Below are 21,874 nucleotides of genomic sequence, written 5' to 3'. Positions count from 1 at the left end.
CATGGATAGTTCTAACCAATCTTATTGGATCCCTTTAAGCGATTTAATGACAGGATTAATGATGATATTTATGTTAATTGCTGTCACCTTTATGTTACGAGTTGAACAGACTACTACATTAGTTGTTAAAGAGTATGAAGAAACAAAAAGCGATCTTGCTCAGGCCTTACAAAAAGAGTTTGCCATGAACTTGAAGCAATGGAACGCTGAAATACTAGGTGATATGACTATCCGATTTGATGATCCTAATGTGTTATTTGATACGGGTTCTGCTGTTGTAAAACCAGCATTTAAAGAAATTCTAAATGATTTTATTCCTCGCTATATTGAGTTGGTAACATCAAAAAAATATAGCCATTCTATTAAGGAAATCCGTATTGAGGGACATACCTCAAAAAAATGGGCAGCAGATACAGATGAAAAAACAGCTTTTATTAAAAATATGCGCTTATCACAAGAAAGAGCACAATCAATGCTTGAGTACATTCTTAACCTATCAACCCTCAGCCCCCATGAAAAATGGATGCGTGAATATCTTACTTCCAGTGGCTTCTCTTCTTCAAAGCCAATATTTGATGAGCAACATTTAGTAGATGATGAGCGGTCTCAACGAGTCGAGTTTGTGATTGTCACAAATGCTGAATCTAAAATGGATGCAATTTCTAAAGAAATTCTAAGTTTGAAAAATGGTTAAATTAGTTGATTTTTTTAATTTTGCACCTTTAAATAAGCTAAGGCATTCAATGGTTGCTGAGCTTGTGCAAGAATTTAAGTTTGATACAGGCATCTCATTGTTAGAAGACGATTTTATAAAAATGTTAGATGGAGATGGCATTGAGATCGAGAGCCTGGAGGAGATTGATTTTAGAGGAGACAAAACTTTAGGATATAAGGGACAACGAGTTTTAATTTATATTCGTGACGTTCACTCCTTTAGAGAAGAAATAAGGATGCCTAAATTTCATATATCAACTTGTGATACCTTGGTAACAATGTGGAAAAAAAGGCGTTCTGAAAGATACGTTTTATACCGTAAAGAAAATGGAATTTTTCCAGTGAATATATTCAAGGCTGGTAAAGCTGATATTCGACATGAAAAGCTAAATGTGTGTAGAAACTGTTTAACTAACCTCAACTGGAATAATTACACCCAAAAGAGACATGCGCGGGATAGCCTTGTATCGGAGTTTTCTATTGCCAAATTTTTTGAAATATTCCCTAAGTCATTATTATCAGTCAAACCCACTTATGATGCGGATAATGCACCTTTAAATGACTATACTGCTAACTGGAATGAGATCAGTAAGGATGCGAAAAGAAAAGCAGGGTATCGTTGTGAAAATACAATTTGTCGCATTGATCTAACGGGGCGACATAGTCAATATTTGCATGTTCATCATATTGATGGTCAGAGAAACAATAATAAAAAACATAATTTGAAAGTGTTGTGTGTGAAGTGCCATGCTCATGAACCAGATCATGGGCATATGAAAAGCGGCCAAGACTATAAGAAATTTGTTGCTATGTATGAAGATTTAAAAGAACAAAATTATTAAAACATATCGTATCTTTGCTTTCGCTTTTCTAGTATAACACGTGCTTTTTATAGAAGTGTCGGAAGCTTTTATGAATTATATTGAATACTCTAAGAAATTAGCAAAGATTAAACCCGGGCAAGAAGTCTTCGTAGCATTTCTCGATATACTTGGATTTTCGGATGTTGTTCGTAAAAACACCCATGAAAACCTGATTGCGATTTATCAAGCATATCTTCGTCCTATAATTGACATGTCGCTTAGCGAAGCCGCTGAGCAAGTTGTGAAAAACTCCTCTTGGATTGAACAGATTGAAAATGCCGACACCCATGAGCATATGGCTCCAAAATTAGATAATGTGACCATGAGCTGCTTGACGATATCTGATTCTATAATTTTGTCTAGTGCTGGCAATGCACTTACAGATTTTATGACTTTACTCGCCACGGTAAGAAACTTAATGGCAAGGGCATTATACTTCGGCTTCCCATTACGAGGTGCTATTGCGCACGGCATGTTAACTCTAGATGGTGAAATAACCCCAGAAAATCCAAATATTATTCATCATCAAATGCTAGGTCTGCCAATTGTAGAGGCTGTTGGTCTTGAAAAAAAACAAATGTGGTCAGGTTGCGGAATAGATTCAACTGTAGCGGAAAAAATTGGCCCAAAATTGATGAAGCTTGATCCCGTGTTGTTGACATTATACAAAGTCCCTATCAAGGGTGAAGATAAAAAATTAATGCCGGTCGTCAACTGGGTTCAAGGTATTGCAGACAATGATAAACCAGGAATTGATGCTAGAAAGATTAGAGAGGCATTTTTTGCTCACGGAAAGGAGTGGAGCTCAGATGTTGAGACTATAATTTCAAATACGATTGAATTTTTTAATGAAATGAGTAGTCATCCGGTATATAAAAACGAAATGACCCCAGAAGAATATTGGGATTCTGTAGTAGATGTAATAAAATAATATGAAAAAGTCAGTTATTAAGAATCTCTAAATAGCTGATCAATTATTCTTCTGGCCACAGAGGTTAAAACAGGATTGGTATTTTTATAATAGGGCAGAATAATAAGCGCAATTGATAGCGCCCAGCCTTTCCCTCTTTGCCAAGTATGCTCATCAATATTCACAAGATGCTTGCGAAAAATTGCTCTTGAATCCGCATTGAGTAAACTCCACGCGACAATCAAATCACAAGCAGGATCTCCAAGCCCAACATCTGCAAAATCAATGACCGCGCTTAGCTTATTATTTTGAATCAATACATTTCCTGGCAAAAGATCGCCATGCATCCAAACAGGTGATTTATCCCAGGTCGGCGTATTTGACAATTTCTCCCATAAAAGAGCTAATGGTTTAGTATCTATATCATTTTCTAAAGCTTTTAAAGCTTTTTTAGTCTCGTTATCTAGTTCTTTTAATGGAGTGCCTCTGCGTGATAAAGGACCGGCTTCAGGAAGCTTAATGCTATGTAATTCATTTAAGAAATAAGCTAAATCAACAGCAAGCTTGTCGTATTCCTTTTCTTTTTCAAATTCTGGATTATGTCCATCATTCCATTTGGTAATGCTCCAAGGCCAAGGATAAGCCACATTAGGCGTACCTTTGAATACTGGTTCAGATATAGGAGTTTTTAAATGTTGAGCAAGTTGAGGAATCCAAAGATATTCTTTGTTGATGCCATTGGAAACACTTCCTGGTGACCATTCAATTCGAGGAATGCGAACAACATATTTGTCACCTAGGCGGAATAATGCATTATCGGTGCCGCTTGAAAGAATAGGATTGAGCTCTAGATTGGCCCATTGAGGGCATTGCTCTTTTAGAAGGGACTGAACAAGCCTTGCATTTACTTCTTGTTCGTTGTCGTGCATTTTTGTCATGTTTATCTTCTATTACAGAGGGTAGTAATAATTAATTTGGCTATATCTGAGGCTATACCAGATGTGAAAATTTATTTTTAAAATTTCAGTTTAAATTCATAACCCATTGATTTCATTGGCGTCCCGGAGAGGATTTGAACCTCCGACCTGCCCCTTAGGAGGGGGCTGCGCTATCCAGCTGTGCCACCGGGACTAATCGTTGCAAAGTCTAACTCTGTTGCTAATAAATAACAACTCCTTTACATATCTACGTAATTAGGACCACCACCACCTTCCGGGGCTTGCCAGATGATATTTTGGCGGGGGTCTTTAATGTCGCAGGTTTTGCAGTGGATGCAATTTTGTGCATTAATCTGAAGCCTGGGGCCTTTTTCTTCTTCGACAATTTCATAAACTGCAGCAGGGCAATAGCGTGTTTCTGGGGAGTCGTATTGTTGATAATTCACTCTTATAGTAAGAATTGGATTACGAAGTTTTAAATGGCAGGGCTGATTTTCTTCGTGATAGGTATTTGATAAATAGACGGAAGAAAGTTTATCAAAAGTGAGAATGCCATCCGGTTTAGGGTAGTCGATCTTCTTTGCTTTATCTGCTGGGGTTAGACTAGTGTAATCGTCATGATTTTTCAGAGTCCAGGGCGATCTTCCAAAACTAATATAAGTTTCAAACGCTGCATTGATTAAACCAAACCATAAGCCATGACGGAATCCCGGGCGAATATTTCTTACCCGATATAACTCATTAAAAAGCCAAGATTTTTTTATTTTCTCGGGATATTGTTTGAGTTCAACTTCTGCTTCTTCTGGTTGAGTTAGTAATTCGAAGCAAGCTTCAGCAGCAAGCATACCGGACTGCATCGACGTGTGAATGCCTTTGATTTTCGGTACGTTGAGAAAACCTGCGCAATCACCGATTAAAGCACCCCCTGGAAAAGTGAGTTTAGGTATAGATTGCCAACCGCCTTCATTAAGGGCACGTGCGCCGTAACTAATTCGCTCTCCATCAGTGAGTAAGTCTTTTACCAGAGGATGAGTTTTAAAACGTTGTAATTCAGCAAAAGGGTTTAACCAGGGATTTTTGTAATCCAAACCAACTACAAAACCGATCGCAACTCGCCTGTTAGATAAATGATAAATGAATGAACCGCCGTAGGTTTGATTATCCATTGGCCAACCTACGGTATGAATTACTTTTCCAGGCCGATGCTTTTCTTCAAGAACTTGCCATACTTCTTTAATACCAATTCCATATGTCTGCGGTTGAGCTTTATCGCGTAGGTGATAATGTTGCATTAGCGTTTGACTAAGTTGACCCCGGCAGCCTTCGGCGAATAGAGTTTGTTTCGCGTGCAATTGCATACCTGGCTGATAATTGGCTGATTTATTACCGTTTCTATCAATACCAACACTGCCAGTAGAAACACCTATCACTTGATTTTGTTCGTTATAAAGTACTTCGGTAGCGGCAAAGCCGGGGTAAATTTCACAACCTAGTTTCTCAGCTTCAGTGGCAAGAAAGCGGCAAAGTTCTCCTAAGCTGATAATGTAATTACCATGATTACGCATGGGGCTTGGTGTAGGTAGATGATAAGCGCGCTCTTCGGTAAGAAAATAAAAAGAATCTTCGGTGACAGCTGTATCCAAAGGAGCATCCTGCCAATTGTCGGGGAGTAATTCTTTTAAGCTTCTTAATTCAATAACCGCCCCAGAAAGAATATGGGCACCGACTTGAGCTCCTTTTTCCAGAATACAAACGGTTATTTCTTTGTTCTCTTTGGCGGCTAGCTGTTTAAGTTTGATAGCTGCAGATAAGCCAGCGGGTCCTGCACCGACAATGACGATGTCATATTCCATTGATTCGTATTCCACGCTGTCTCCAATCCACTCTAAAGTCAAAATCATCGCTTTTCTAGCGTTTAAGATCAAGATAGTTTTGCATTAGATGATTTTAAGGAGAGGACCAAAGAAATAATCATCTAGAGTAACAATTGCTTTGAGAGTTCCAAAGCCAGCCAAGCCTCTGTGATTCCTAAGGTTTCGCAAAATAGGAGAAATGTCATGTTAAAAGCCAATTTTGACTTTAGAAAATTTAAAATAAGTCTTAAGAAAAAATTTTTCTATTGATGATAGCCAGACCTAGTAGAAAATTTTCGCTAAATACCGTATAAATTGGAGTCTGTCTCGTGCATGATTTTAATTTGAGCAATTAAGGGAAGGAATAAGCATGATAAGAATAATGCGCTTAATCGCGATAGGATGTTTCTTATCCATTAATGTGTTTGCTAACTCTTATTTACCATCGACGATCTCGACACCTGAAAACTTAGGTAATCGTTGGTCTATTATTGCAAGTCTAGGGTATAGTAATTATCAGTACATGTATCGCTCAGAAGGCCAAACAGCAATAGGTCGCTTAGCATTCGCTGCCGAGCTATTAACTGCTAGTCAAGCTAATTTTGGTTTGGAAGTAGGGGTGCAAACAGGGAATCGCATGCATTTTGCCATTCCGCAAAATCCTTTGGCAACCTTAGGTTGTGCGGTTCGGACTACAATGAGGCCAATGTTAGACCTATTGATTACAGCCAATGCGAATCCTGTGAATGAAAGCTTACTTTTCACCCAGCTGAAAGGGGGTATTACTTATCGTAATTGGCAAATTGACAGTTATAGAATAAGCAATAAATCCGAAATAGCTGGCGAAGTTCAAGCAGGTTTAGGTTATCCATTAACAGAAATTACCAACTTAAATTTGCTCTATCAGGGTGTTTTTGGCGGCAATCCGAGACTTCGAGTTAATCCTTTTACTGATACCGGATTTATGTCTAGTTTGCCTATTCAGCATGGAGTGTTACTGGGTTTTTCTATAATTGCTTAACATTTGGAATATATTTTAAACAATTTTACTTTTTTTCCTCTATAAATCGCGTAGAATAACCCCGCACTAAATAACATATTCAATGAGATTTATCTCGGTGGGTAATACCAAAAACCTTGGATAAGACTTCATCTGCGAGAGAACAATATTGGCGTGACGCGGAATGGTTTTTTGCCAGATTAACGTGAAAGGATATTGATAGATGAGAAAAGGTGAGATTTTTGCAACTGGCTTAACTTTGAATTTTTTTGATTCTCCCGATTTTGAAAAAGAAAATGGAGATTCTCGAGAGGATTCCGTCATTATCGCACGCAATGCGCTACGTATTCTAATGATGGGTTGGCACGATAATTGGAAAGATCTTGCTTCTAAACGAGTATTAAAAGCAATTTTTGTTAAACGGGATCACGAATTAACTCGCGGCATGCGCCTTGCTTTTCAGCAAGGATTTGATTCTATTTTTGACCAATTACAAGATAGTGATCTCAATGAGCAACAGTTAAATCAGGCACAATTATTTATTTCTAATTGCCTCTCTCTTTTACCCTTTTCTGATCCTAACCCCTATGAATCCTTTATTATCCCGCAGTTAATCGAAGGTCAATGGCGAAAAGTAGAGTATAAAATAACTCCGATTGAGTTAACGCCTACTAAAGGATTTAGTAAATTACTTATTGATGAGTATGATCGCGTTTTTGCTTATGGATTGACACCACTTATCGATACTGAAGCCGAACCTCATCTTATTTTCATGGGCACCACCTATCCTGCAGGACAGGGATTTAGTACCCAAGTGGATACAGATTTAGCGCTTGGCACACCAGGCAGTTTTTTATACGAGCATGGACGGAAAAAAATTATTGAGTGGGTCACACAACAGTATCGACTTGGCAAAAAAACTCATGTTTGTGGTACTAGTTTAGGAGGTTCTTTATCATTGCTCTCCGATACTGAAATCGGAAATATGTTTTCTCGGGTTGATGCGGTGAATTCCCCAGGTGAGTATGAACCTTGGTTATACAAGTTTCCTTATGATCATTGGGATGAATTTGTGCAAAGGGAAGAGGATCCTCCTACTTATGTGCAAAAACAAGGGAATGATCTAGTTTCTAGGCATGGAAAATGGAAAAAAGAATGGCATATTCTTCAAGTTAATCCCCCAGAATCAATAAGAGGTCCTAACGTATTGACTGATCATGCACTGATGTACACTGGCTTTGCAGAAACAGAAGTCGTTGTCGTTGATACTGAAGAAGATAATGAAGAGCGAAGAAGTCGAGATTTTTGGAGTTATACATTACTACGCGGATTGAGTTATTATTTTGGCTATTTGCCTTATCGGGTTGCTATTTTACCCATGCTTCGATTCGTATTAAATAATAAATTGGCAACAGCGCTTACACTCCTTTTTGTCTTGGCTAGTATTTTTTTACTACCCGCACTTTCCACTGCTGTAGCTACCGTTTTGTTCACTGCAGCATTGATTCCCTTAACCATATTTTATGCTTTGAAGGTCTATGAATCGATAAAAATTGTATTAGGCTGGAATGAGGTCACGCAACCCGCTTGCCATTCTCCCAATTTACCAAGAAATGAAGAGTTAGATCTTTATGCGAATGAGGTCAGTACAAGTTTTACTTACAAGGAAATTAGAGAGTACTACGAGGCAAAGCGCTGTACATTAAAAGGCAAAGAGTTTTTACCTGAAGAAAATGAAAAAAATCAGGAAAAACGTGAAATGCTTAGCTATAGCTCAGACCCATCTCATGATGATGAACGGGTGGATTTCAGAGCTTCTAAAGCAAAAATATTCAGCATGAAACAAACGATTCAATTATTGGGGCGCTTTGGGTTACAGGCCTCTGCAAACCCTTCTCTAAAAACAGCTTTGCAGGAGGAGTATGATGCTTATAAGGTGGGGAAACCAGAAAAGAGCAGTCTGAGTTTTGTTTAATATTAACCCCCACTGGGTAGACTGGTTTTCACGGTGGATGACTAATCTCGATATTATTACTAACGTCACCCTCCGCGAAACTGCGAGTCTAAGAATTGGCTTGAGGCCAACCTACCTCTTCTGAGGATCAAAAGGGAGAAACTCGTGAAGGACTACATTAGACATTTTAGTCAGCAATCTGAAAATTACCTACTGTTTCGTCCCAATTATCCCACCGTTTTATATGATTATCTTTCCAATTTAGTGCAGGAGCATCAAAATGCTTGGGATTGTGGAACTGGTAATGGCCAGGCTGCACTTGCCTTGACTCAGTATTTTACGCTAATAACCGCCACCGATATTAATCAGGCTCAGCTTGATCAAGCTCCGAGGAATGAAAAAATTCGCTATATTTGTTGTACTGCCGAAAATACTCCGATTTTACCTCATTCAATTGATTTAATTACTGTTGCCCAAGCACTGCATTGGTTTAATTTCGATTTATTTTATGAAGAGGTGAGAAGAGTAAGTAAACCAGCAGGAATCATCGCTGTCTGGTGTTATTCCCTTGGTAAATTTGATACCGGTTTGGACGATTTAGTCACTAAACTTTATACTGATATTTTAGGTGATGAATATTGGCCTATGGAGCGTCGATATATTGATGAAGAATATCGGACTATTCCGTTTCCGTTTAGCAAAATAAGTTCACCCTCTTTTACCATTGATAAAAAATTAAATCTTGCTCAATTTCTTGGTTATTTGAATACCTGGTCTGCGGTCAAAGAGTATCAGCTTCGCAATAAGCTCAATCCAATTAATTGGATACTCAAAGAGCTTGAAGCGATTTGGGGCGATCCTAAACAATATCATCCATTACAGTGGCCAATCCATTTATTAGTGGGTTCAGTATAAGGGAACCGTTTTTAGTTGATTGGATCATCGTTTCCTTCATCAATAAGCACATTAAACGTTGCAGCAATTTGACCGCAGGGATTTTTGGCTATCACAGTCACATCAAACTGATCGCCAAATTTTGCATTAATATGAATTTCCCCCGTTTGAGGATTAATAGAAACAATGTTATTTCTGTTGCGGGGTTTTGCAATCACCGAAAAGTTTAAATCATTACCCTGAAAGGCTTCTCTGGTAGGAATAGCTGCAGTGTTATTAGGGGGCATAACCCAATCAAGAAGGGGGTTAATAACTTTAGGACAACTAGTTTGGGTAGCCGCATAGCTAACGCAGCAGAAAATCAGCAACGAAATTAGCACTGCCTTAAGTTTGTAGGTTGTCATTCCATTTTCTCCTACGTGACTACTTAAAAATATAGGAGAAACAACCGCTTTTTTCCATCTGTGACAACAAAGGCTATGAGACTTGTCTGACTAAAGACAGATAGGTTAGTCCTGAGCTCATCTCTTCTTCAGCTTAGGGGGCACGGCCATAAACTCACTTTTTCGATTAATTTATATGGCTTTTTTGCAAATTCCGTATCCATTTCTGACGATTTTCCTTACCCATGTCTGAACTTTTAATCACATAATGCACAATATAAAACCCATCATTAGCTTTCCTTACTATTTGCAATTCATCTTGTTTTAAGTGATTTGGTGTGGGAATAATAAATTCAAAAATAATTTGTTGCGGACTTTCTTCAATGATATTAATAATCGGGCTAATTCCTGATTGTTTTAATTGTAGAACCGTTGCTTCTACATACTGCCTAAGTGTGATTTTGTTTTGTATTCCTGGGATAAATTGACTTGTTACCAATTCCTTCCATTGGTTAATATCATCTCCAGCCGGAACATATTCTACTGTCGTTATTGTCGCAGTTTTCTCTCCCCAAACGGCTTGCCAAGGGCGATTGTCGAATACAATCGTTTGAGTTTCATAGTGTTTTATGTTGGGATTGATGGCTGAAGAATTGAAGGGTTTAGTACTGCAAAAGAGCTTGTTTTGATAAGTATAAAACTCAACACATTGTGGATTATTCTTGTCGGTCACTTCAATAAGTGACTTAGTGTCGATGGTTGCATGGGTCTTGAAAATAAAGAATAGCGATATAATGAGGGAAAACAATCTTAAGAATTTATTCATCTCATTTTCCTTTTCCTTTAATAAGCGTGCCTAGCTTAAAATGGTTATCTATTTCAAGCTAGGCTAAGTTTAAAAACCAGAAAGAACTATTTTTCCTCTTGATTTGCCTGAGATAAGGAGCTCATGCGCTCTGGTTAAATTGGCTGAATTAATTACACCAAAATGATCATTGAGTGTGGTTTGAATGAGCTCTTTATCCACCAGTTCTGCTACCTGGGTTAATATTCGATGTTGAGTACTCATATCAGGAGTTTTATACATTGAGCGGGTAAACATCATTTCCCAGTGAATAGAGATGCTTTTTAATTTAAAGATTCTAAAATCAAGCTGATCGGGATCATCGATTAAAGCAAATTTTGCCTGTGGTTTTAAGCAATTGACTATCTCTTCGACATGCTCCGCGCTGTGAGTTAGGCCAATGACATAATCGACTTCACCGATACCCTGTTTTTCTAATTGTTGCAACAGGGGTTCTTTGTGATCGATGACATAGTCTGCCCCATTATTTTTGATCCATTTCAGTGATTCTTCGCGTCCAGCAGTACCGATAATAGTTAATTCGGTTAGCCTCTTAGCGAGTTGTACTAATATAGAGCCTACTCCCCCCGCGGCCCCAATAATCAATAGACTGCCTTTTTGATTAGCGGTTATATTCAAGCGATCAAATAAAAGTTCCCAGGCAGTAATCGAAGTCAGCGGTAGGGCCGCCGCTTGTTCAAACGACAAGGTTTTCGGTTTCCAGCCGGTTATGCGCTCATCGACCAAAGTAAATTCGCTATAACAGCCTGGCCGAGTGATATCCCCTGCAAACCAAACCTCATCACCGGGTTTAAAAACTGAGACCTGCTCGCCAATTTCTTTAACAATTCCTGATGCGTCCCAACCAAGTATACGACGCTCTCCTTCTTGTACGCGTTTGCGTGTCTTAAAATCGACGGGATTGACCGCTATCGCTTTTATTTCCACTAATAAATCATGTCCTGTGGGTTTAGGTCTAGGGAGTTCGAGGTCGACGAGTGGATTAATTTCATCGTTGGATTTCGACAACCAATTGCCTTCATAGAATATCCTTTGTTTATTTAAATATTGTCCATTTCCTGGAACTAAATAGTTTGGTTATTAACCCAGCATAAAGGATTTCGGGGGGTCTGTGAATTCAATAAACTAAGATTTAAACAGGCTATCAAATGCCATCTTGGTGATAAAGCTCCTTAAAAAAAATAAGCATAGGCCACCATGGACTAATAACCTCAAGCCATTCTTTGATATATACTTAAACAAATAAATGAGGAATGGGCCTTGCTATGCGAATGATCTTAGGTGGTTTATTGTTGGCTTTACTGGGAATTGCTCAGGCAACTACTGCTCATAATATGAGCATTAATGTTAATACAACGCAATCTAACTTTCTGATTAGCTTACCGTCTAACCCTACAACGGGGTATCGATGGATGGTTACAGGTTATGACAAATCTTTATTGCATCTTATGTCAAGCCAATATATTGCTCCGCAATCAAAATTAATGGGTGCAGGCGGGAAGATGCAGTTTATTTTCGAATTATTGCCGGACGCTACCTTTCCTGCAAGCACTGATATTCATTTAAAATATGCCCAACCCTGGGAACCACAGAATAGTACTTTGAAGACAGTCACTGTTAACTTTCAGAGCACTAACAATTAATTTGTTTCATAGGGTTATTAAATATTCGCTATTCCCATTGTGTTTCATCCTTTGATAAGGTACTTTATTTTCTGAGTTTTCTCTAATTAGGGATGATTAATGAAGCGGCTTTCTCCTAAGTCCGGTATCTTTATATTCTTTTCTTTATTTGCAATCCAAGCTTTTCCCCATGCCGTTACTTTCTATGGGTTAGATAGTATTCAGCATTATCATGGCAGATCCAATGGTGCATTTTTTATTCAAATGGGTAATTTTTCCGGTAAATTAAATGCTTATCATTACCAAAAAAGAATGCAGCAAAAAATTAGTCACCCCATTAAACTCGAACGAAAAGGAGGAAACTATGTTGTTATGATAGGGCCTTTGGGTTCTATGGGACAGGTTAGAGAAGTAGTGGCTCAAGCAAAATCTAGATTTGTACAAACAAAAAAAATCCCTCAAGAATCAAGGTTTCGATTTTTACGTGGTAAACAAAAGCAATCAGTACCGCTCACAAGAACAATTATACGACCAGAAAAGGAACCCCTAGAAAAAGAACCGGTAGAGTATTTTGGCTTAATCAATGAGAATTGGTATGTCGGTGTCTTCGGTGGCGTGCAGTGGAATGATATCTCCCATAAAATAACAGTTAATAACAGCTCGCGTGCCGAATCTCCATATAACAAAGATACTTATCTCTCAGGAATCAACAATCAAGCTTTTGCAGGAGCATCTGGAGGATACCGCTGGGAATTTAATAATCGATGGCTTCCTGCTTTGGGAGTAGGTTTGCGCTATCAGCGAGTCTTTGCTCGAAATGTTGGTAAAAGCATTCTTCAATATTCAATGCCCGAATTTGCAAATTACAATTATAGTTGGCAAATTTACTCAGACGTTGCTTTAGCAACAGCGAAATTTAATTTCTTGCAGTATCGAGCATTTGCTCCCTACCTAAGTGGTTCAGTGGGGGCGGGCTTTAATAAATCGCGTAATTATAAAGAAGTCGCTTTGGAAGGAGTGACACCAAGAATTAGCCCTTTTTTCACTGATAATCTGACTACTCAATTTGCATATAATGTGGGAGCAGGGGTGGATTTACAGATCAGCAGCCGTTTTATCGTCTCTTTAGGTTATGAATATCAAGATTTAGGTAGTGTTTCATCTGGAAGTGGAGCCGGTAATAATTGGGTAGGGCAGGCATTAAACTTAGGTAGTTATAGATCGAATGCGGCATTGTTAAGTGTGAATTATTTATTGGGTGACCGTTAAATTGATTCGGCATTCCCTACTGAGATTACAAAGATTTATGGATGGAGAAATTAATGAGTAACGTTCGGATAGTTCTGATATGGGTTTTATCATTTTTCTTTATCCAAGAATGCATAGCAGGTATTGATCCAGTTGCGTGGTCTGTTGAGCCGGCAACAGGGTTTCCTTCAGTAGCGCTAGGAGGGACAAGTTCTATAATCTATACTTTATCTAACAGACTTCCCGTTACTGCAACTATTAACACCTCGTTTGTTAAATCTAATGATTCATTTTATATTCAAGATAATTGCAATAACTTTCCATTATTCCCAAGTACTAGCTGTACGATAACTATTATGTATTTTCCTCAAGTGCCAGGCAAAGCGTTTATCCAACTGAGTTATGGTTATCATAATAATCGCATCTCTCTTCCGGCTGCTGCTGTGACAACGACTAATGTTACGCCTTCTACAAATTGAGGTGTCTATGAGTTTCTAGAGTTGATAAAACAGATCTCTTCAGTCAATTGCGAGAAGCATAGCTGTGCAGCTATTGAGAATTTCTTTATTGAAAGGGAAATGGAGTGTTCATTGAAAAAAAGTATTCAGGTTGTCACTATTATTGCATGGTTAGCAATAATAGTTATACGACAACCTGATTAAAGATTTGAGTGGATTTAGTTTAAGCGACTTCTACTTCTTCCGCTTGAGGACCTTTTTGTCCTTGTCCTGCTTTAAATAGTACGGATGCACCTTCAGAAAGGGTCTTGAAACCGCTACCTTGAATAGCACTGAAGTGAACAAAATAATCTTTGCCGTTACTTTCAATAAAACCAAAGCCTTTGCTCTCGTTAAACCATTTTACTTTACCGCGTATTTTCTCTGCTGCCATAGTTACCTATTCCTAATAATTTGAATCTTTATTTTGTAGTATCAATATTCAATCTTTCTAGTCTTCGTAAACGAACAAAAGAAAAATTCATAAGAACTACTTCTCTATTGTATACCATTTATTGCTGAAATTGTTAAAAATTTAAAATATTTAATTATTTTAATGATTATTTTACATAAGCAGTACATTTATTAGCAAGTCCGACCAAAATAAAACCAATCCTAGTTTTTGAGGTAGAAATTATAGTTATCCATTATTAAGTAATCCAATTGTTGCGTGCTGAAATCATTTGGGTGCGTGCAACTTAATATTAATTTTTATGTTTTTTGGAATGCTTAGTTGGGCTAGTGGATAGGTGGTCTATGCCTTTATTGAACAAACTTGCTGAATAAAGTGGACGAATAACAACGATTGTCCCTGCCCAACTATTGTTTTTGTCCGCTTTCTTAACAAAACTATGATTCAACCATTTCGCATCATCAGTAAACATACGTACACAGCCATGACTGGCACGATAGCCGGGCATATCTTCTGAACCATGTAATGCAAAACCTTTATGAAAGAACATGCAATAAGGCATGCTAGCACCTCCTTTGCCAGCCGGAAATGCATTAGAGACGCAGTTTTCATTTTCCTTGCTAAATACTCTAAAAATACCGGTTAAAGTTCGACAAGAGTTACTACTATCTGAACATTTATCACTACCAGAAGAAATGGGTCCCCATTTGATCAACTGGCCGTTCTCATCATAAGCTGCCCAAGCTAACTTTTCTTGGTCGACAATAATTTGATTATCAGAAGATGGAGCAATTTTTTTAGGAAAGGGAGAGATATCAAGTAGATTAACAGCATTTAAATTTTGCGGTACTGCAATGACTTGGCCCGAATGCAAAGGGTTATAGGTGCGATTTAATCGTTGTACAAGATCTCGTTGAGCTTCGTCAGGAAATAATTTATGCCAACTTTGCTCATCTTTTATTTTAATACAATTGTATTGAGGGTATTTACAGAGACCTGTCCCGTAATAAATTGATTCCGATTCAGTTGATTCCGCTTTTGCAATGACAGGTAATAAGGATATTATTGCTAATATTATTAGTTGCTTCATGTTAAGAATCCCCATCCATTTCGATTCAAAAGCAGGATCTACGCAAGAGGTTGGACTTAGATCCTGTAAGTTACACCATCAATCATTTTTGATGTAAAATAAACTCTAAAGTCTCGCAAAACTTTTCAATTTCCTTCTCAGTATTATAGTAATGAATGGATGCTCTTACCAATGAATTTATATTTCTTTTTTCCAAATCTAATCTTGCATATTCTTGTAAGGATATTGAAACGTTAATCTTATGTTTTTTAAGCTTCTCTTGAATAAAATTGGGTTCTACTTTTTGACAATTGAAGCTGACAATACCACATTTATTTTTCCCAAGATCCTGTAGATTTACTCCTTTAATAGTTTTTAAGTTTTCTCTTAACTGATGGGCTAACCCTTGAATTCTTTGCCAAGTTACATCGACTCCAGTTGCTAAGGCATAATCGATGGCTGTTGCTAAACCAATTTTGGCGGCAATATTTTGTTCCCAGGTTTCAAATCGGCGAGCATCATTACGCAATTTATATTCATTATTGGAGATCCATTGAGCTGAATGAAGATCTATAAATGGCGGTTCGTAGTTTTGGATGATTGCTTTCCGTGCAAATAAAAAGCCTGTGCCTCGCGGACCACGTAAATATTTACGGCCTGTAGCACATAAAAAATCGCAACCAATTTCATGGACATCAATGGGCATTTGTCCTAGGGATTGGGTGGTGTCTACTAGATAGGGAATATTATGTTTTTTAGCAATTATTCCTGCTTCAATTATTGGGTTAATAAGTCCGCCTTGGGTGGGGACATGAGTGAGAGCAATTAATTTAACTTTTTCATTCAATTTTCTATTTAAATCATCTAAATCAAGTTGCCCATATTCATCATTAGAAATGACGATAATTTCAACCCCAAGTTGCTTGGCTTTATGCAAAAAAGCCAAATAGTTACTTGCATATTCGCTTATCGCAGTAACAATCCGATCACCTTTTTTAAATTTGAAACTATAAAACGCCATTTCCCAAGCTCGAGTAGCATTTTCAACAAAGGCGATTTCGTCTGGAAGACAATTTATTAAACCTGCTGCGTTATGATATAGTTTTTCTGACTTTTCGAGATTAAATTGTGCTGCTTCATAGCCACCCATTGCAGCTTCCAAGTCGAGATGTTCTTTAATTGAAGAGATAACGGCTAGAGGAGATAAAGATGCGCCTGCATTGTTAAAATGTAATACTTGCGTGCAGCCAGGAGTATCTTTTCTTAATTTTTCGATGTCTAATGAGTGCATAGAAATTAAATCCTTTGTTCAATTAGTGAGTCGCGCCTCTATAGTATATCAAATAGCTTTGGAGTTAATATGACTATTACTGAATCAATTATCGCTTTTATAGTTGCCGGCGGCTTACTTACTATCGTCCCCGGTTTAGACACCGCTTTGGTTTTAAGAACGTCTGCAGCGGAGGGGATAAAAAAAGCCGGATTGGCTGCGTTAGGAGTTAATGTCGGTTGTCTTGCTTGGGGTGTGGCGGTTGCTTTTGGTTTAGGAGCACTTATTGCGACTTCCCATTTGGCCTATGACATTCTCAAATGGTCTGGGGCAATTTATCTCGCCTGGTTGGGCTTATATCTTCTTATTAAACCGCGGAACAATTTTTCAATTGCGAGCAAGGGTTCAACGTTACAAAAAGAGAAGGATTTAGGTTGGTTTTGGAAGGGTATTTGTGGAAATTTACTAAACCCAAAAGTGGGTATTTTCTATATTTCTTTTTTACCGCAATTTATTCCTCAAGGAGTGCCGGTTGCTGCTTATACTGTCCTGCTGGCTGTGATTCATGCCATCTTGGGTTTGCTGTGGTTTAGCTTATTGCTTCTTGCTAGTCAACCTCTGACACGAGGTCTGAAAAATCCGAAAATCATCCGTAGATTGGACCGATTGACAGGTGGCCTGTTTCTTGGCTTTGGAATAAAAATAGCACTATCAAGTCGTTAACAGAAAATTTATCTTGTGTCGAAGTAAGTTGCGTTCCAATCGGCTATAATGGGGGTTCTTATAAAAGAAGGGGCAATAAAAATGCGTAGTTTTTTTATTTATTTGCTAATCGGATTTCTCAGTTTGGGATTATTAGTGAATGAGGCATCTGCTAAACGTTTTGGCGGCGGAAGAAGCTTTGGTGTACAGCGCTCTCATAGTACCTTATTTTCACCGCGTGCTACTCCACAACCGATGAAATCATTGGGACAACGGGCCAACTCGAACAAATGGCGCGGAGTTTTAGGTGGTTTATTAGCCGGTAGTTTATTAGCAAGTTTATTTATGGGCAATGGATTAGGTAGCGGTTTGTTATCTTGGCTGATAATAGGTTCAATAGCCTTTTTCCTCATTAATTTTTTTCGCAGAAGAATGCAGCCGGGGTTGCAGTCAGCGCAAACAAGTGCGTATGGACAAAGTTCATTTAACGAAAATTCTCAGTTTTATGCAGGATCTGCGAGCAATAACTTTTCAAGTTATCCAATGGATTTTGATTCGGAAGCATTTTTACGAGATGCGAAAGTGAAGTTTATTCGTCTTCAAGCGGCTTACGATCAAAAAAACTTACAAGATTTGAATGATTTTACTGCACCTGAAGTGTTTGCTGAAATTAAAATGCAATTGGATGAGCGCGGTCAAGAGCCTAATAAAACCGAAGTGAGTAACTTAGATGCTCAATTACTCGACGTTTCCAGACAAGCCGATTCAACAATGGCTAGCGTACGGTTTACAGGAGTAATTAAAGAGAATCAGGAACCGGCAATACAATTGGATGAAATTTGGCATTTTCGTCAATTCTTCAATAGTAAATCTTGGGTAGTTGGCGGTATACAACAAGAGGTTTATGAAGCTCAATAAACATCTAAACCTGGTTGACGCATGCATCAACCAGGTATAGGTTAGCTATGCTCAAATACACGAAGTCGATGCCCATCTGGGTCAATAGCGACGAAGTTTAAACCAAAATCCATCTGAGTGGGTTCTTGAATCATTGTTATTCCTTTTTTCTTCCAATCCTCATAGAGGTTCTGGACCGCCTGGGTATCAGCAACTAAAATTCCTAATTCAGAGCTTCCCCCTAAAGTAGCTGCTGCTGTAGGTTGTACATCATGCTTGGACCAAAGACCAAATCTAAGCCCATTTTCCAGGGCAAACAAAGCAAAAGTAGGCATCGATTCAGTGGGTTGATTTCCCAGTAAATTGCTATAAAAATCAGCGCTTGCAATGGGGTTATCAACATATAAAATGGCATAACTTGGATAAAGCATATTTATTCTCCAATTGAGGTAAGGTCACCATAGGTTTTAAAAAAGCAAGCTATGGTTCTTTTTGTTTCTTCTCACCGATAATCTTTGCTAATCGTTAAGAAGCCTCAATCGTAAACGAACATGCTGCCAAATTTTGTCAGTAGTATTTATTGCAGAGGTATGCCTTGCAGTTCACGCCATTCCTTCTGTAAAGTGTGGCGTCTTTTAGGGTAGCGGAGATTCATTAAAGTCAACTTTTTAATTCGATCAATTCGAAAATGGCGAAATTCTTGGCGCACTTCACACCAGGCAGCTAAAATGCGGACTTGGTCAAAAAAAACGACGGCGAATGGCCAGATAACTCGCGCTGTTTCGTTATCCTTGAGATCAATATAGGTAATTTCGATTTTTTGTTCGAAACGAATAGCTTGTCGGATAAGAACTTGCTCTTTATCTCCAGTAGGAATCTCATGCCCAGGGCCTACTAAAAGACCTGCTGTTTCAAGTTTATTACGCAAATCCTCGGGGAGTACCGCAGAAATTTTAGCTAGAGCATTGCGTGAGGAAAGTGCTAATCGTGAGTCAGTTTTTTTGGCGACCCACCTTGATCCGAGAACTAAAGCTTCAATTTCTTCTTCAGAAAACATTAAAGGAGGAAGCATGAAACAGGGTCGTAAACGATAACCTACCCCAGGTTCGCCATCAATTTGAGCGCCTTGTGCTTGAAGAGTAACAATATCGCGATATAGCGTTCGAAGACTTATACCAAGTTCTGAAGCAATTGTCGCTCCGCTGACAGGGTAGCGATTACGACGTAAAATTTGCAGCAAATCCAGCAGGCGTTCTGTGCGAGACAAGGTTGGATTCCGGTTGAACAATTAGGAAGACATACTGCCATCTTTGATAGTGGAAAACAACAATTTCATGTTTGAAATGTAGCAACACCCCAAGCGAATTTCTAGCGCTGGATCTTCTCTTTCTTGAGGGGGCATTGCTCAATCAGGTGAATATTTATCTACTCTTATCTGCAAGAACTTCAAATTTCAAGCAACAAGACGTAGCATTGGTATATCTCAACTAAGAGTGAATGCGATGCAAAAACTTTTTTCTTATGGCACCCTGCAGTTAGAAGCAGTACAAATAGCTACTTTTTCTAGACGGTTAGAGGGTAGAAAAGATTATTTACGAGGCTATGTTTTGGAGGATCTAGAAATAACGGACCCCTATGTACTTCAAGTTAGTGGTAAGAAAATGCATCAAATTTTATTCCCCACATTGCAGGATGCAGACCAAGTTGAAGGAATGGTTTTTGATATCACTGAGGCTGAACTATTAAAAGCAGACGAATATGAAGTGAAGGACTATGTGCGTATTAAAATCCGTTTAGCTTCCGGAGTTGAGGCTTGGGTGTACGCTCATCAGTCAACGGTTAGTCAGAATAAATAATCTGAGAAATTCTAAGAATTTAGGTTGGGCTTGGCCCAACACTTCCTTTTCGCCTAAAGTGACCATTACTTCCTTTTTCTAAACGGTAAATATCGCGGTTCCCAAAATAGGTCTTGAATTAACTTTTCTAAATCAGCCTCTTGATTTTTTTGCGCCAATCCTTCTTTTATCGCAGTTCTTGCGACGCGAATAGCGATATGTTTAGCGACTGTTTGTGCATCATCAAGTGAAGGAAGTAGCGGTAGGTAGCTGTCTTTTTTACTGGGTGCATGCTCGCTTAATACTTCGGCAGCTGCCCAAATCATTTCTTTGGATAGTCGAGAAGCTTGTACTGCTAAAATGCCTAAACCAATTCCTGGAAAGACTAGCGCATTGTTGCATTGTGCGATGTCTATTAGACGATTTTGATATTCTACGGCGGGAAAAGCTGTTCCAGTTGCTATGAGCGCTTTACCTTGACTCCAAGCCATAATATCAGCGGGTTGTGCTTCACATTTTTCATCTGGATTGGAAAGAGGGAAAATAACAGGTCGTATGGAGGTTGAGGTCATAATTTCAATGAGCTCTTGGGAAAAGGCACCAGGCTGGGCTGAACAGCCAATTAAAATAGTGGGTTTTACTTGGCGTACTGTGTCCGTTAAGCTAGGGAACGGCTTGTTGAGAATAGGCCATACGCTTATTTCTTTGGCTTTACGAGCATAGGGTTTTTGGGCTTCGGTCAGCTCACTATCGGAATCGACTAAAAGACCTTGTCGATCTATTAACCAAAAACGATGATAGGCTTCTTCTTGTTTTACACCTCTCCTAACCATTGCATCCACAATTTGATCACTGATTCCCGTTCCTGCAGAACCTGCGCCAAATACAACGATTCGATGATCCTCAAGGTTAATGCCAGTGACGTCACAGGCAGATAATAGAGCAGCTAGAGTCACTGCTCCCGTGCCCTGAATATCATCATTAAAGGTGCATAGCTCATTTTGGAATTGATCTAAAATTCGTCTAGCATTGCTACGACCAAAATCTTCCCAATGTAAAAAAGCATTGGGGAAATGAGATCGTACCGCGTTCACAAAAGTGAGAATAAAGTCATCATAAAGCTCAGAAGCAATGCGAGGATGCTGACAACCTAGATATAAAGGGTCGTTCAATAATTCTTGATTGTTTGTTCCAACATCAAGAAAAACGGGAAGTGTGCGAATAGGATTTATACCGCCGCAGAGGGTATAAACCATCAGCTTTGCTACGGGGATATCCATCCCACCAATGCCTTGATCCCCTATCCCTAAAACGCCTTCACCATCAGTTACCACTATTAAATCAATCTCAGGATTGGTGCGATTACTAATAATTTCTTCAATGCGATTTTTATAAGAATGAGCAATGTACAAGCCACGTGGTTGGCGATATTCGTGACTGAAGCGTTTCACTGCCGTCCCCACAATTGGAGTGTAAATGGTGGGCAGCATTTCTCCTAAATGTCGACTTAACAACTTATAAAACAGTACCTGGTTTTTATCATGTAGATTATTAAGATAAATATGTTGTTGTAGGCGAGTTTGATAACTAGAGTATTGAAGATAACTTCGTTTCACTTGTTCATCCAAGGTTTCAACTCGGTGAGGCAGTTTACCAAGCAACCCAAATTCATGCCGTTCATCTTGGGTAAAGGCAGTACTTTTATTCAGTTGCGGGATAGTAAGTAATGGTTTGCCGGAAATGGAGGTCTCTATATATAATTCACCTGTTTCTTCGTCACGAATAATTTTAAAATCTAGCATAGTCTTTTTTATCAAATATAAAGCATATAACAATAACGAATATACAACATTTATTCAATGTGACAAAAAATCTAAGTTCCCAAAATATCAACATAGCGTTAGGTAGAGACAAATGGTAACATCGTGAACTTTATTAGTAATACCAA

Annotated in this window: 23 protein-coding genes and 1 tRNA gene; 12 read left to right on the top strand and 12 right to left on the bottom strand. The window is 38.6% G+C overall.

Annotated features, from left to right (window positions below; translation table 11 throughout):
* The first annotated feature begins 1 nt into the window (after window position 1).
* From Ldro_RS00900 to Ldro_RS00890, 3 genes are all read left to right on the top strand, one after another.
* Window positions 2-694: an OmpA/MotB family protein gene (locus Ldro_RS00900; protein WP_058494533.1), complete on the top strand. Its 693-nt coding sequence runs from the start codon at window positions 2-4 to the stop codon at window positions 692-694.
* Entirely contained in the window at window positions 687-1,556 is an 870-nt protein-coding gene (locus tag Ldro_RS00895) for an HNH endonuclease signature motif containing protein (RefSeq protein ID WP_058494532.1), read from the top strand. The genes Ldro_RS00900 and Ldro_RS00895 overlap by 8 nt, the downstream gene beginning before the upstream one ends.
* Window positions 1,557-1,626: 70 nt before the next feature.
* Window positions 1,627-2,508 carry a hypothetical protein gene (locus Ldro_RS00890; protein ID WP_058494531.1) on the top strand — a complete coding sequence of 294 codons (882 nt, stop codon included), beginning with the start codon at window positions 1,627-1,629 and terminating at the stop codon, window positions 2,506-2,508.
* Between the two features lie 17 nt (window positions 2,509-2,525).
* Here Ldro_RS00890 and Ldro_RS00885 read toward each other — a convergent pair whose 3' ends face one another.
* The 3 genes from Ldro_RS00885 to Ldro_RS00875 all read right to left on the bottom strand — a co-directional run bounded on the left by Ldro_RS00885 (window position 2,526) and on the right by Ldro_RS00875 (window position 5,293).
* Window positions 2,526-3,425 carry an aminoglycoside phosphotransferase family protein gene (locus tag Ldro_RS00885; protein WP_058494530.1) on the bottom strand — a complete coding sequence of 300 codons (900 nt, stop codon included), beginning with the start codon at window positions 3,423-3,425 and terminating at the stop codon, window positions 2,526-2,528.
* Window positions 3,426-3,541: 116 nt separating this feature from the next.
* Window positions 3,542-3,618, bottom strand: a tRNA-Arg gene (locus Ldro_RS00880).
* A 46-nt stretch (window positions 3,619-3,664) separates the two neighbouring features.
* Window positions 3,665-5,293 (bottom strand): electron transfer flavoprotein-ubiquinone oxidoreductase, encoded by a 1,629-nt coding sequence (locus Ldro_RS00875; RefSeq protein WP_058494529.1) that lies wholly within the window; start codon window positions 5,291-5,293, stop codon window positions 3,665-3,667.
* 355 nt (window positions 5,294-5,648) lie between these two features.
* On the opposite strand from Ldro_RS00875, the gene Ldro_RS00870 reads away from it, so the two are divergent.
* The 3 genes from Ldro_RS00870 to Ldro_RS00860 all read left to right on the top strand — a co-directional run bounded on the left by Ldro_RS00870 (window position 5,649) and on the right by Ldro_RS00860 (window position 9,147).
* Window positions 5,649-6,299, top strand: coding sequence for a hypothetical protein (locus Ldro_RS00870; RefSeq protein ID WP_083497865.1), 651 nt, complete (start codon window positions 5,649-5,651; stop codon window positions 6,297-6,299).
* Between the two features lie 202 nt (window positions 6,300-6,501).
* Window positions 6,502-8,253 (top strand): hypothetical protein, encoded by a 1,752-nt coding sequence (locus Ldro_RS00865; protein ID WP_058494528.1) that lies wholly within the window; start codon window positions 6,502-6,504, stop codon window positions 8,251-8,253.
* 144 nt (window positions 8,254-8,397) lie between these two features.
* Entirely contained in the window at window positions 8,398-9,147 is a 750-nt protein-coding gene (locus tag Ldro_RS00860; RefSeq protein WP_065235876.1) for a class I SAM-dependent methyltransferase, read from the top strand.
* A gap of 11 nt (window positions 9,148-9,158) precedes the next feature.
* On the opposite strand, the gene Ldro_RS00855 is transcribed toward Ldro_RS00860, so the two are convergent.
* The 3 genes from Ldro_RS00855 to Ldro_RS00845 all read right to left on the bottom strand — a co-directional run bounded on the left by Ldro_RS00855 (window position 9,159) and on the right by Ldro_RS00845 (window position 11,382).
* Window positions 9,159-9,530 (bottom strand): hypothetical protein, encoded by a 372-nt coding sequence (locus tag Ldro_RS00855; protein ID WP_058494527.1) that lies wholly within the window; start codon window positions 9,528-9,530, stop codon window positions 9,159-9,161.
* Window positions 9,531-9,696: 166 nt separating this feature from the next.
* Window positions 9,697-10,335 carry a hypothetical protein gene (locus Ldro_RS00850; RefSeq protein WP_058494526.1) on the bottom strand — a complete coding sequence of 213 codons (639 nt, stop codon included), beginning with the start codon at window positions 10,333-10,335 and terminating at the stop codon, window positions 9,697-9,699.
* Window positions 10,336-10,404: 69 nt separating this feature from the next.
* Window positions 10,405-11,382 (bottom strand): zinc-binding alcohol dehydrogenase family protein, encoded by a 978-nt coding sequence (locus Ldro_RS00845; protein ID WP_238583933.1) that lies wholly within the window; start codon window positions 11,380-11,382, stop codon window positions 10,405-10,407.
* A gap of 257 nt (window positions 11,383-11,639) precedes the next feature.
* On the opposite strand from Ldro_RS00845, the gene Ldro_RS00840 reads away from it, so the two are divergent.
* The 3 genes from Ldro_RS00840 to Ldro_RS00830 all read left to right on the top strand — a co-directional run bounded on the left by Ldro_RS00840 (window position 11,640) and on the right by Ldro_RS00830 (window position 13,723).
* On the top strand, window positions 11,640-12,017 hold the full coding sequence (locus Ldro_RS00840; RefSeq protein WP_058494580.1) for a protease inhibitor I42 family protein: 378 nt from the start codon (window positions 11,640-11,642) through the stop codon (window positions 12,015-12,017).
* Between the two features lie 99 nt (window positions 12,018-12,116).
* Window positions 12,117-13,265, top strand: a complete 1,149-nt coding sequence (locus Ldro_RS00835; protein ID WP_058494524.1) for an SPOR domain-containing protein — start codon at window positions 12,117-12,119, stop codon at window positions 13,263-13,265.
* A 53-nt stretch (window positions 13,266-13,318) separates the two neighbouring features.
* Complete coding sequence (locus Ldro_RS00830; protein WP_058494523.1) at window positions 13,319-13,723, top strand: hypothetical protein; 405 nt, start codon at window positions 13,319-13,321, stop codon at window positions 13,721-13,723.
* A 202-nt stretch (window positions 13,724-13,925) separates the two neighbouring features.
* On the opposite strand, the gene Ldro_RS00825 is transcribed toward Ldro_RS00830, so the two are convergent.
* The 3 genes from Ldro_RS00825 to Ldro_RS00815 all read right to left on the bottom strand — a co-directional run bounded on the left by Ldro_RS00825 (window position 13,926) and on the right by Ldro_RS00815 (window position 16,513).
* Window positions 13,926-14,135 (bottom strand): cold-shock protein, encoded by a 210-nt coding sequence (locus Ldro_RS00825; protein WP_058494522.1) that lies wholly within the window; start codon window positions 14,133-14,135, stop codon window positions 13,926-13,928.
* A gap of 310 nt (window positions 14,136-14,445) precedes the next feature.
* A complete protein-coding gene (locus tag Ldro_RS00820; protein ID WP_065235875.1) occupies window positions 14,446-15,243 on the bottom strand; it encodes a L,D-transpeptidase in 798 nt (265 codons plus the stop codon).
* Between the two features lie 82 nt (window positions 15,244-15,325).
* Window positions 15,326-16,513, bottom strand: a complete 1,188-nt coding sequence (locus Ldro_RS00815; protein WP_058494521.1) for an aminotransferase class V-fold PLP-dependent enzyme — start codon at window positions 16,511-16,513, stop codon at window positions 15,326-15,328.
* Window positions 16,514-16,582: 69 nt separating this feature from the next.
* Between Ldro_RS00815 and Ldro_RS00810 the strand changes: the two genes are divergently transcribed.
* On the top strand, window positions 16,583-17,215 hold the full coding sequence (locus tag Ldro_RS00810) for a LysE family translocator (protein ID WP_058494520.1): 633 nt from the start codon (window positions 16,583-16,585) through the stop codon (window positions 17,213-17,215).
* A gap of 81 nt (window positions 17,216-17,296) precedes the next feature.
* Complete coding sequence (locus tag Ldro_RS00805) at window positions 17,297-18,112, top strand: Tim44 domain-containing protein (protein ID WP_058494519.1); 816 nt, start codon at window positions 17,297-17,299, stop codon at window positions 18,110-18,112.
* 41 nt (window positions 18,113-18,153) lie between these two features.
* On the opposite strand, the gene Ldro_RS00800 is transcribed toward Ldro_RS00805, so the two are convergent.
* The gene (locus Ldro_RS00800; RefSeq protein WP_058494518.1) at window positions 18,154-18,522 is read right to left on the bottom strand and encodes a VOC family protein; all 369 of its coding nucleotides are present in this window, start codon (window positions 18,520-18,522) and stop codon (window positions 18,154-18,156) included.
* A gap of 146 nt (window positions 18,523-18,668) precedes the next feature.
* Window positions 18,669-19,358, bottom strand: coding sequence for a helix-turn-helix transcriptional regulator (locus Ldro_RS00795; RefSeq protein ID WP_058494517.1), 690 nt, complete (start codon window positions 19,356-19,358; stop codon window positions 18,669-18,671).
* A gap of 235 nt (window positions 19,359-19,593) precedes the next feature.
* Here Ldro_RS00795 and Ldro_RS00790 point away from each other — a divergent pair, with 235 nt between their 5' ends.
* Complete coding sequence (locus Ldro_RS00790; protein WP_058494516.1) at window positions 19,594-19,947, top strand: gamma-glutamylcyclotransferase family protein; 354 nt, start codon at window positions 19,594-19,596, stop codon at window positions 19,945-19,947.
* A 65-nt stretch (window positions 19,948-20,012) separates the two neighbouring features.
* Here the strand turns inward: Ldro_RS00790 and Ldro_RS00785 are convergent, their stop codons facing one another.
* Window positions 20,013-21,728: an NAD-dependent malic enzyme gene (locus Ldro_RS00785; RefSeq protein WP_058494515.1), complete on the bottom strand. Its 1,716-nt coding sequence runs from the start codon at window positions 21,726-21,728 to the stop codon at window positions 20,013-20,015.
* Between the last annotated feature and the right edge of the window lie 146 nt (window positions 21,729-21,874).

It is taken from the genome of Legionella drozanskii LLAP-1 (assembly GCF_001467585.1).
In the GTDB taxonomy this organism is placed as follows: Bacteria; Pseudomonadota; Gammaproteobacteria; order Legionellales; family Legionellaceae; genus Tatlockia; species Tatlockia drozanskii.
The sequence above is the reverse complement of the archived record's forward strand: the minus strand, read 5'-3'. Positions and strand labels throughout refer to the sequence as shown.

Excerpts from the sequence above, each read along its gene's own strand:
- Ldro_RS00805 (WP_058494519.1), top strand. The coding sequence starts at position 17,297 with ATGCGTAGTTTTTTTATTTATTTGCTAATCGGATTTCTCAGTTTGGGA.
- Ldro_RS00885 (WP_058494530.1), bottom strand. The coding sequence starts at position 3,425 with ATGACAAAAATGCACGACAACGAACAAGAAGTAAATGCAAGGCTTGTT.
- Ldro_RS00820 (WP_065235875.1), bottom strand. The coding sequence starts at position 15,243 with ATGAAGCAACTAATAATATTAGCAATAATATCCTTATTACCTGTCATT.
- Ldro_RS00840 (WP_058494580.1), top strand. The coding sequence starts at position 11,640 with ATGCGAATGATCTTAGGTGGTTTATTGTTGGCTTTACTGGGAATTGCT.
- Ldro_RS00800 (WP_058494518.1), bottom strand. The coding sequence starts at position 18,522 with ATGCTTTATCCAAGTTATGCCATTTTATATGTTGATAACCCCATTGCA.
- Ldro_RS00825 (WP_058494522.1), bottom strand. The coding sequence starts at position 14,135 with ATGGCAGCAGAGAAAATACGCGGTAAAGTAAAATGGTTTAACGAGAGC.
- Ldro_RS00870 (WP_083497865.1), top strand. The coding sequence starts at position 5,649 with ATGATAAGAATAATGCGCTTAATCGCGATAGGATGTTTCTTATCCATT.
- Ldro_RS00890 (WP_058494531.1), top strand. The coding sequence starts at position 1,627 with ATGAATTATATTGAATACTCTAAGAAATTAGCAAAGATTAAACCCGGG.
- Ldro_RS00850 (WP_058494526.1), bottom strand. The coding sequence starts at position 10,335 with ATGAATAAATTCTTAAGATTGTTTTCCCTCATTATATCGCTATTCTTT.
- Ldro_RS00785 (WP_058494515.1), bottom strand. The coding sequence starts at position 21,728 with ATGCTAGATTTTAAAATTATTCGTGACGAAGAAACAGGTGAATTATAT.
- Ldro_RS00895 (WP_058494532.1), top strand. The coding sequence starts at position 687 with ATGGTTAAATTAGTTGATTTTTTTAATTTTGCACCTTTAAATAAGCTA.
- Ldro_RS00790 (WP_058494516.1), top strand. The coding sequence starts at position 19,594 with ATGCAAAAACTTTTTTCTTATGGCACCCTGCAGTTAGAAGCAGTACAA.
- Ldro_RS00900 (WP_058494533.1), top strand. The coding sequence starts at position 2 with ATGGATAGTTCTAACCAATCTTATTGGATCCCTTTAAGCGATTTAATG.
- Ldro_RS00815 (WP_058494521.1), bottom strand. The coding sequence starts at position 16,513 with ATGCACTCATTAGACATCGAAAAATTAAGAAAAGATACTCCTGGCTGC.
- Ldro_RS00835 (WP_058494524.1), top strand. The coding sequence starts at position 12,117 with ATGAAGCGGCTTTCTCCTAAGTCCGGTATCTTTATATTCTTTTCTTTA.
- Ldro_RS00865 (WP_058494528.1), top strand. The coding sequence starts at position 6,502 with ATGAGAAAAGGTGAGATTTTTGCAACTGGCTTAACTTTGAATTTTTTT.
- Ldro_RS00810 (WP_058494520.1), top strand. The coding sequence starts at position 16,583 with ATGACTATTACTGAATCAATTATCGCTTTTATAGTTGCCGGCGGCTTA.
- Ldro_RS00855 (WP_058494527.1), bottom strand. The coding sequence starts at position 9,530 with ATGACAACCTACAAACTTAAGGCAGTGCTAATTTCGTTGCTGATTTTC.
- Ldro_RS00830 (WP_058494523.1), top strand. The coding sequence starts at position 13,319 with ATGAGTAACGTTCGGATAGTTCTGATATGGGTTTTATCATTTTTCTTT.